At 72.5% G+C, this 8530-nt stretch carries 8 protein-coding genes and 4 pseudogenes; 6 read left to right on the forward strand and 6 right to left on the reverse strand.

Annotated features, from left to right (window positions below):
• Positions 1 to 14 precede the first annotated feature (14 nt).
• From UK82_RS16535 to UK82_RS16560, 6 genes are all read left to right on the forward strand, one after another.
• Positions 15 to 1196, forward strand: a complete 1182-nt coding sequence (locus tag UK82_RS16535) for an OmpA family protein (RefSeq protein ID WP_055408020.1) — start codon at positions 15 to 17, stop codon at positions 1194 to 1196.
• A 71-nt stretch (positions 1197 to 1267) separates the two neighbouring features.
• Positions 1268 to 1678, forward strand: a complete 411-nt coding sequence (locus UK82_RS16540) for an encapsulin-associated ferritin-like protein (protein ID WP_044884681.1) — start codon at positions 1268 to 1270, stop codon at positions 1676 to 1678.
• Complete coding sequence (locus UK82_RS16545) at positions 1675 to 2493, forward strand: family 1 encapsulin nanocompartment shell protein (RefSeq protein ID WP_044884680.1); 819 nt, start codon at positions 1675 to 1677, stop codon at positions 2491 to 2493. The genes UK82_RS16540 and UK82_RS16545 overlap by 4 nt, the downstream gene beginning before the upstream one ends.
• Positions 2494 to 2763: 270 nt before the next feature.
• On the forward strand, positions 2764 to 2958 hold the full coding sequence (locus UK82_RS16550; RefSeq protein ID WP_044884679.1) for a bacterioferritin-associated ferredoxin: 195 nt from the start codon (positions 2764 to 2766) through the stop codon (positions 2956 to 2958).
• Between the two features lie 228 nt (positions 2959 to 3186).
• A complete protein-coding gene (locus UK82_RS16555; RefSeq protein WP_236706012.1) occupies positions 3187 to 4590 on the forward strand; it encodes a dienelactone hydrolase family protein in 1404 nt (467 codons plus the stop codon).
• Positions 4591 to 4889: 299 nt separating this feature from the next.
• On the forward strand, positions 4890 to 5225 hold the full coding sequence (locus tag UK82_RS16560) for a hypothetical protein (protein WP_055408045.1): 336 nt from the start codon (positions 4890 to 4892) through the stop codon (positions 5223 to 5225).
• On the opposite strand, the gene UK82_RS16565 is transcribed toward UK82_RS16560, so the two are convergent.
• The 6 genes and pseudogenes from UK82_RS16565 to UK82_RS38270 form a co-directional block, all read right to left on the reverse strand.
• Positions 5186 to 5824 (reverse strand): hypothetical protein, encoded by a 639-nt coding sequence (locus tag UK82_RS16565; RefSeq protein WP_044884678.1) that lies wholly within the window; start codon positions 5822 to 5824, stop codon positions 5186 to 5188. The two genes, UK82_RS16560 and UK82_RS16565, sit on opposite strands and share 40 nt — an antisense overlap.
• 164 nt (positions 5825 to 5988) lie before the next feature.
• Positions 5989 to 6594: pseudogene (locus UK82_RS38260) on the reverse strand (hypothetical protein); the annotation flags it as partial.
• A 1-nt stretch (position 6595) separates the two neighbouring features.
• A pseudogene (locus UK82_RS42790) lies at positions 6596 to 6642 on the reverse strand (hypothetical protein); the annotation flags it as partial.
• A 1-nt stretch (position 6643) separates the two neighbouring features.
• A pseudogene (locus UK82_RS42795) lies at positions 6644 to 7500 on the reverse strand (P-loop ATPase, Sll1717 family); the annotation flags it as partial.
• A gap of 469 nt (positions 7501 to 7969) precedes the next feature.
• Positions 7970 to 8241: FCD domain-containing protein (locus UK82_RS38265; RefSeq protein WP_236706013.1), on the reverse strand; the 272-nt coding region annotated here is incomplete at its 5' end.
• A gap of 1 nt (position 8242) precedes the next feature.
• Positions 8243 to 8530, reverse strand: a pseudogene (locus UK82_RS38270) (GntR family transcriptional regulator); the annotation flags it as partial.

The following is an 8530-nucleotide window of genomic DNA, read 5'->3' on the forward strand; positions in this document are numbered from 1 at the left end:
TCGGAGTCCGATCGATGTCCCCGTCCCTGGCCGCGCGGCTGCACCGTCCTCGCCCGCTCGCGTTCGTCGTGTCGCTGGTGCTGGCCTGGCTGCTGCTCGCCCTGATCGCCTTCGCGCTGCGCCGCGGGCCCATCCAGGATGACCTGGCCGCCCGGGCGACGGCGGCCGTCCGGGCCGTCGGCGGTGTGCACGCCCAGGTGCGCATCGAGGGGCGGGAGGCGATCGTCACCGGGCGCTTCCCCAGCGCGGCGGCCGCGGAGCAGGCGCGGGCCTCGGCCGCGGTCTCCGGCACCACGTCGGCCCGCCTCGGCGACGACGTGGTCATCGCCACCCAGCCGGCCAGGCCGCTGGTGCTCGCCGTGGCCGGGCAGGGCCTGTCGGTCACCGCGACCGTGCCGGACGCGGCGAGCCGCGCCGCGCTGCTGGCCGCCGTGGCCGACGCCGCCGATGGCACGGTGCGCGGCCAGGTGCTCGTCGACCCGGCGGTCGCCGAGCCGCCGGTGGAGGCCGTTGCCGCCCTCGCCACGGCGCTGCGCGGGGTGGCGGGGGAGCACTCCGCGACAGTGTCCGGCTCGACCGTCGCCCTCGCCGGCGGCACTCCCGACGAGGCGGCCCGCCGCCGGCTCGGCGCGGCGGTGCTGGCCGCGACCGCCGCCACCGTCCCCGGCGCCACGCTGGCGGACCATCTGGTCGTCACCCGCACCGGGTCCGGTGCCGCCGCCAGGCCGGGTCGCGCCGTGGCCGGGAGCCGGCAGTCGGGATCGGCCGCGCCGGGCGACACCTCCGCTGGTTCAGGGGTGTCCGCTGGTTCAGGGGCGTCCGCCGGGACGGCCGGAACCCTGGCGGCCCTGCGGGCGGTCCTTGACGGTCACGACGTCACCTTCCCGGTGTCCGGGGCGCGGCTGAGCCCGTCGGCGCAGGCCAGCCTGGACAAGGTCGCCAGCACCCTGCGCGGCGGGGATCTCGCCGTCCTCGTCGGCGGCTACACCGACACCTCGGGGCCGTCCGCGTTGAACCAGGCGCTGTCACTGAACCGGGCCCAGGCCGCCGCCGACTACCTGACGAGCCGGGGTGTCCCCGCAGACCTCGTGCGGGTCGCGGGCTTCGGCTCCCGCGAACCGGTCGCGAGCAACGGCACCTTGCAGGGCCGCGCCGCCAACCGTCGCGTCGAGATCATCCCGTTGCCGTCGCGCTGACGGCGGTGACCGTGGGTGCGAGACCGCACCCGTGCCGGCGTAACGCCGGGCCGGCGTGGTAGGCAGACGCCATGGGCGACTCAAGCATGGGGCTGCACGAGCAGCCCGACAAGCTCTCCGCGCAGACGGTCGACCGACATCGGGCGATCGTCTCGCTGATGGAGGAGCTCGAGGCGGTCGACTGGTACGACCAGCGGGTCGACGCCGCGACGGACCCGGAACTGGCCCAGGTGCTGGCGCACAACCGGGACGAGGAGAAGGAACACGCGGCGATGACGCTGGAATGGCTGCGTCGCCACGATCCCGTGCTGGACACCCAGCTACGGACCTACCTGTTCACCTCCGGACCGGTGACCGAGGTCGAACAGGAGGCCATGGATCGGGGCGGCTCCGGCGACCCGGGCGCGGTGACGGAGCGGCAGGCGGCGGGGCCCGGTGACGGCTCCCTCGGAATCGGCAGTCTGAAAGGTGTAGGCGAGTGAATCATCTGCTGCGCGGCCACGCCCCGCTGACGGACGCTGCCTGGAAGGCGGTGGACGACGAGGCGAAGGCCCGCCTCACGACGAACCTGGCCGCCCGCAAGGTGGTGGACTTCGCCGGGCCGCACGGCTGGGAGTACTCCGCCACCCCGCTGGGTCGGGTGGCGGCGCTGTCCTCGCCGCCGGCGGCCGGGGTGCAGGCCCGGGTCCGCCAGGTGCAGCCGGTCATCGAGCTGCGCGTCGGCTTCACCCTCGATCGCGCCCAGCTCGCCGACGCCGACCGCGGCGCCGACGACCTCGATCTCGCGCCGCTGGAGGAGGCGGTGCGCCGCATCGCCGTCACCGAGAACTCGGTGGTCTTCCACGGCTACCAGGAGGCCGGCCTGGTCGGCATCACGCAGGCGTCGGCACATCCCCAGCTCCCGCTGGCGGCGGGGACCGACACCTACCCGCGCACCGTGGCCAAGGCCGTCGCCCTGCTGCGCCGCGCCGGCATCGCCGGACCGTACGCCCTGGCCCTCGAGCCGGACAGCTACACCGCGGTGATCGAGACCGCCGAGCACGGCGGCTACCTGCTGCTCACCCACCTCCAGCACATCCTCGACGGGCCCGTCGTGCAGGCCCCCGGCGTCACCGGAGCGGTCGTGCTCAGCCTGCGTGGCGGCGACTTCGTGCTCGAGTCGGGCCAGGACCTCTCGATCGGGTATGCGGCCCACACTGCGGACACCGTCGACCTGTACCTGGAGGAGAGCTTCACCTTCCGGGTCACCGAGCCCGACGCGGCCGTCGCGCTCGTGCCGGCCGCCGGGGGCGCGTAGCCGATGGTGGGACGGGGGACGGACGGCCCGTTCGTCCCCCGTGTCGCACCGCGCCGGGCCGTCGCGCCGGGGCCGCGGGGGCCTTTGCGCCCGGCCGTGACGGGCGATACGGCCGTCTTGCGCCGAGGGGGCGCCGCATGGCACCCTGCAATTAGGGAAGCCTTAGCTAAGGCATCGGTCCGCTTGGGCTGGCGCCGCGGCCTCCCGGCAGGATCTGCCAACTGCCGGCCAACCCCGGGTGGGCTGGCCGCCTCGGGCTGGTGAGGTGCGGTGCTCATCTGTTCATGCTTCGCGGTGTCTGACCGGACGCTGCGCACAGTGATCGCCGCCGGTGCTCGCGACGTGGACGAGATCGGCGCGCGCTGCGACGCTGGCACGGGCTGCGGCGGCTGCGTCGAGGAGATCGAGGACCTGCTGGACGCCTTCGCCCCCCGCTGCGCCCGTCTGATCGCCAGGGCCAGCTAGCTGGGCGTAAAGGGCCACGGACCAGGTAAAGGGCCCCACGGACCACGTAGGACCTTGGCCGTCCAGGGCCGCCGGCACAGCGGCGCCGAAGGCTCGGTGACGTCGACGAGGATCCGGTGAATCCGTGCGTCGAGCGACATGCGGCCACCGGCCCAGGCGATGCGTCGGCGACGTTCCGACACACTCGGTAGTGTCATCGCCATGATGCGTAGCGTGATCGGATGCGTGGTGACGCGCCGGACCGCGACGCCGTCGGCGAGGCGCCCGGCGGCCCTGCCCGTCGTCCTGCTGGCGTTGCTGGCCCTGCTGGGCTGCGTGGTGGGCCCGGCGGCGCCGGCGAGCGCAGGCGGCGGACCGCCCGGCAGCGACCGCGATCCGCGCGCAGCCGCAGCCGCAACGGCAGCGGCAGCGGCAGCTCCGGCTGATCCGCCGCCGGTCGCCGCCGACGCTGCCGGGCCCGACCCGGACCTGCCTGGGCCCTGGCAGATCGGTTACCGCACGGTGCGGATCGTCGACTCCAGCCGCCCGGGCCGTGTTCTCGTGACCTCGCTGTGGTACCCGGCCCGCCCGGACGCGTCCGCCGCCCCCGGCACGCCCCTTCCCGGGACGAGCGGGACGAGCGGAGTGAACGGGGTGAACGGGACGAACGGCCCGAGCGGCGGGCCGCGCGCGGCGACCGAATCCGGCGCCGGTGGAGCCTGCCCCGAGGTCGCGGCCGCCGGCCCGGCGGGTCTCGGCGGGCCCGGCCGGCCGGCGTTCTACCCGTTGGTCGGAAACGTCGGGTTCCCCTCGGCGAGCGCCGTGACGGACGCCGCCCCGGCCCCGGGTCGGTTCGCCCTCGTCGTGTTCTCCCACGGCAGCGCCGGCAGCCGGGTCCAGTCGGCCTACCTGATGGAGGCGCTGGCCAGCCACGGTTTCCTCGTCGCCGCCCCCGACCATCCCGGCGACACGATGACCGACGCCGCGGCGGGCCGGGAGGAGCGCCAGCTCGCCCTGGCGACGGATCGGCCCCGCGACGTCTCCGCGGTCATCGACGCGCTGACCGCCAGGTCCTGCCTGGTCGCGTCGCGGGTCCGGCGCGACGAGATCGGCGTCGTGGGCTTCTCCTTCGGCGGTTTCACCGCGGTCGTGTCCAGCATCGGCGTCCTGTCCGCGCCGGCGGACAGGCGCATCCGGGCGTCCGTGGGGATCGCGGCGGCGACCTCCCCGTTGCCCGCGGCGTCACTCGCCCAGGTGCGCGTGCCGACGCTGCTCATCGGCGGTACCCGGGACGTGAACGTGCCGATCGCCCGGAACGTCGACCGGGCGTTCAACCTCCTGGTCGACTCCCACCCGCGGATGACCGTCGCCGTCACCGGCGCCGTGCACAACTCGTTCACCGAGATCTGCCGGCAGGCCGGGCTGCTCGGCGCCGCCGGGATCCCGGCCGTGTTGGGCATGCAGGTCGCGCTGACCTCCGCGGCCACCTGCTGGTGGCCGCGGATCGCCCCCGCCGACGCCCACCGGCTCGCGGACCGCTACACCGTGGCCTTCCTCGCGCTGCACCTGCGGGGAGAACCCGGCTACGCGCGCTACCTCACGTCCCCGGAGGCAGGGGACGCGCGGCTGGCGACCGTCCGCTCGAGTCCCTGACCGTCGCGCGGGGGAGGCGGTCGGCGTCGCCGGGTGCAGGCCCGGCCGGTGGCCTTCCCCGGAGGTACTACCCCGGTCGGGCTACCCGGACGGTGCTATGAAGGCATACAGGTGACCCCCCCCGACATCAGCGGCTACCGTTGGCCAACCGGCCGGCGGGCGTCACGATGCGCAGCGTCGGCCGGTTGATCCGATCGCGTCGGCGCCTCACCCGGACCCGGTGCCCGAGTCGCCCGCCGAACCGGATCACGGGCGATGCCTACGGGTACGGTGCGGTGCCCCGCAAGGAGGTCGTGGCGATGTCTGCTCGCCAGGTGCGGCGGTTCGAGCTGGAGCGTGAGGTCGACGTCTCGGGGGTGTCCGGGACGGGCGCGGTGGCATTTGGGGCGCAGGCGCCCGACGGCACCTGCGTGCTGTGGTGGGACTCCGAGCACGACTCCATCGCGATCTATCCGACGATGGAGACCCTGCTCGCCATCCACGGGCACGGTGGGACGACCCGGGTGGTCTACATCGACGCGGCCGACCAGGCTCCTCCTGCGCGCTCCACGGTGACGCCGCCGGACCCCCTCGGCCCGGCCGGCCGGGCGGGAGGTCAGGTCAACGGACGGAAGCAGGCGGTCGCGCGGTCCTGAGGATCGACGGTGTAGAGCGCCAGGGTGCCCGCCATCTCCCGCGGATCGATGCCGTGGTCCAGCATCTGCCGGTGTAGATCCGTGAGCATGCGCAGCGCGTAGCCGAGCAGCACGGGCGCGATGCCCGCGGGATGGCGAAGGGTCTCCACAAACCGCGTGTCGGCGTCGGCGTCGCTGGTGAGCGCGGCGAGGATGCCGAGCCTGATGCGATCCTCCAGGTCCTCCCAGACCGCCGTGCTCGCCGGCGTCTCGGGTCCCTGCCAGATCCCCGGCACGCGCAGTTCCGCAACGAGGACGGTCGGCTGGCGGCCGGTGCGTAGATGCACGGCCACGACCCACATCGCCATCAGCCAGCACAGCCCGCGCATCGTGTTCAGCGGATCGGCGGCGACCTGCTCGGACAGGTGCCGCTCGGACTGTGGCCGGCTCGCCGGCGCCAACCAGCCCCAGGCGAGGCGTTCGATGTCGACGATCTGGACCATCGGCAGGTCGGCCGGATGGGGCCGGGCCAGCGCGGCAGCTCGGCCGGAGTCGGCGTCGACGAGCGCGAGCGCCCCGGGGTCGGAAAGGGTCTGCCAGGCCAGACCCGCCGATGGCATGCGGCCCACGGTAACCCCAGTAACAAGGCTAAACCAGGGTGTTGGCTGCACGGTGTGAAAATGGTTGTGCGGCCGCCCCGGCCCTTTCTTCCCGTCGGCATCCGGCACCGTCATCTCGCCGTCATGCACGCCCATTCGCGGACGCCGACTTTTCACCGATCGACTCACCGATCGACGACGTAGCGGTGGAACATCGGGTGGATCGTGAACTCGGTGACGCTGTGCAGGGCGGGCCGCGGACGCCGGGGCCGGCGGACCTCGCCAGTCCCGGCCGCCGGCTGGGGCGCGGCGCCGACCGGCACCCGCTCGGGATCGGCGGCGGTGTCCCCGACGGGGACGAGGAAACCGACGTTCCACAGCACCTCGAGGATCACCTCCGGTTCTCGGCTGTCGACCCAGGAGCGGGCCTCCGGGGCCGTGTGGACCGCCCCGGTGGCCAGGTCCAGCAGGAACAGTTCCAGGTCCGCGCGGCCCCAGACGGGCGGCCCGGCGCGGAACGTCTGGAAGACACCGAGCAGGCCGGGATGCTGGAACCGGTATTCGGCCGCGATGTCGCGCGACCGTTCGGCCGAATACGTCGATTCGACTGCCTGGATGTCCCGCGGGGTGATTCTGACCGACTTGCGGGGGCTGTGGGTACGGGCGTGGTCGAGCGCGTGGCTGCAGTACTGAATGATTTCCCGGGGGCGACACAGTGAACGGTCTGTCATGTACCGGAAGGACCACAGTGGCCGAGTGAAGACCGCGCCCCAGCAGTCATTGTCGGTGCGNCTCCTCATGTCGGGGACCGTATGCCGGATGCGGCCGGCTATCATCTTNCAGAGCCCTTCCTCATCCCAGGAGATCACCTCGATGAGATCGCGGAACTTCTGGGCATCGTCGTAGATCGCGGGAATGCTGTCGTAGAGTTCCTGTCGCAGCGACATGCAGATCCGCAGGTGCGGCGAGAGATCATTGATCGACATGCAGGCCTGGAACAGGCCGGCGACGAACGCCTGGGCGTCCTCGGAGGCGTCCCAGCCGCGGTCCAGCTCGTCGACGAGCACCGTCACCCGGCTGCGTTCGCACAGGCGGACCAGCGGGGGCAGTAGATGTTCGATCTCCTGGAGCTTGTACAGGTACTGCAGCTCCCGGGTGCGCACACCCGCCTCGTACCGGCCTATCTTCACCGACTCGATCCGGCGAAGATAGGAGACGAAGGCATCGAAGGCGCTTGTCGTGCCGCCCGCGTGATGGTCCCGCAGGTAGGTGTGGATCTGGCTCTCCGCGCCACGGCGCAGCCGGCCGTGGCGACGGGTCAGCTCCTTCATGATCAGTATGAGGATCAGGTACTTCCAGGCCGTCGCATAGGCGCCCAGCTTCGCCCACGCGCCGTCCAGCTCCCGGGTCATGGCGGAGCTGAGGAACTCGTAGGAGTAATCCTCCGGGGCCAGCTCGATCACCGAGCGGCCCGCGTCCCGCTGTCGATGCGCCATGGTCTTGAAGATCGCACTTTTGCCGGCGCCCCGGTTCGCGACCAGGATCGTCTTCGTCCCCGAGTTCACCTGGTTGTATGCGGAGGACTCGATGAAATAGGAGTCGAGCCCCCGACGGATGTCTCGTTCCGCGGCGGCCGCGCCGAAGCTGAGCCGGGCAAGATCGACCATCAGAACCCTTTCGGCCGAACGCCGACGCATGGTCCGAGTCTGAACGCTCACGACGATACCGCGAACACCGTCGCATTGCGGGCGAATTTCTCTCGTATACGCGTTTGACGTCCCCACCGCTGCGTGGTTCCACCGATCCGGTCGGCGTTCATGCAGGTCGGAGCCCCGGCGGGCCGGGTCGATCCGGTGCGGGATTGCCTCCGCCGGCTACGGGAAGGCGGCCGGAGCAGTCGGCGGCCGCTCCCGGAATCTGCAAAAAAGTCCGCATTGACGACGACGTCCGGCCCGAGACTCCCGCGTGCTTCGGGCCTGCGGTTTCGCGCGCCGGGAATGTCGGGCCGGTCACGGCGACCCGGCCGACCCGGCCGGCCGGGTCGGTCACGGCCTCCCCAGGCCTGGCCGAGCCCCGCGGGACCGGCACGTGATCCGCGGGTGCCTCGATGTCCGGGTGCCTCGATGTCCGGGTGGCTCGGTGACTGTAGGTGACTCGGTGTGGGGTCTAGTCGCCGAGGAGGTCGAGGGGGGTGGTGGGTTGGTGGGGGGTGTGGGGGGTGGTGGTGAGGTGGTGGCGCCAGAGGGTTTCGGCGGCGTCGGGGTCGTGGTTGGTGAGGTGGGTGAGGAGTTGGTGGTGGGTGGTGTGTTGGTGGCGCAGGGTGGTGAGGTCGGGGGTGGGGGTGTCGGGGGTGGTGGCGTCGAGGATGTGGCGGAGCATGCTGCTGATCATGGTGAGGGTGTGGTTGGCGGGGGTGGTGAGGAGGAGGGTGTGGAAGTNGAGGTGGTGGGTGTGGATGTCGGTGGGGTTGGGGTGGGGGGTGGCGAGGGCGTGGTCGGTGGTGGTGAGGTGGGTGGTGAGGTGGGTGAGGTGGGTGTCGGTGGCGGTGGTGGCGAGTAGGCGGATGGCGGCGGGTTCGAGGTGGGTGTGGGCGGTGTGGATGTCGGCGAGGGTGGTGTGTTGGTGTTCGAGGACGAGGGCGGTGTAGCGGGCGGCGACGTGGCCGTTGGGGGTGTGGACGCGGGCGCCGCCGTGGGCGCCGCGGCGGACGCTGATGAGGGCTTCGGA

This window comes from Frankia sp. ACN1ag (genome assembly GCF_001414035.1).
Lineage (GTDB): Bacteria > Actinomycetota > Actinomycetes > Frankiales > Frankiaceae > Frankia > Frankia torreyi.

Coding starts and splice junctions, on each gene's coding strand:
- UK82_RS16540 (WP_044884681.1), top strand. CDS start 1,268: ATGGGCGACTCAAGCATGGGGCTGCACGAGCAGCCCGACAAGCTCTCC.
- UK82_RS16565 (WP_044884678.1), bottom strand. CDS start 5,824: ATGCCATCGGCGGGTCTGGCCTGGCAGACCCTTTCCGACCCCGGGGCG.
- UK82_RS16560 (WP_055408045.1), top strand. CDS start 4,890: ATGTCTGCTCGCCAGGTGCGGCGGTTCGAGCTGGAGCGTGAGGTCGAC.
- UK82_RS16535 (WP_055408020.1), top strand. CDS start 15: ATGTCCCCGTCCCTGGCCGCGCGGCTGCACCGTCCTCGCCCGCTCGCG.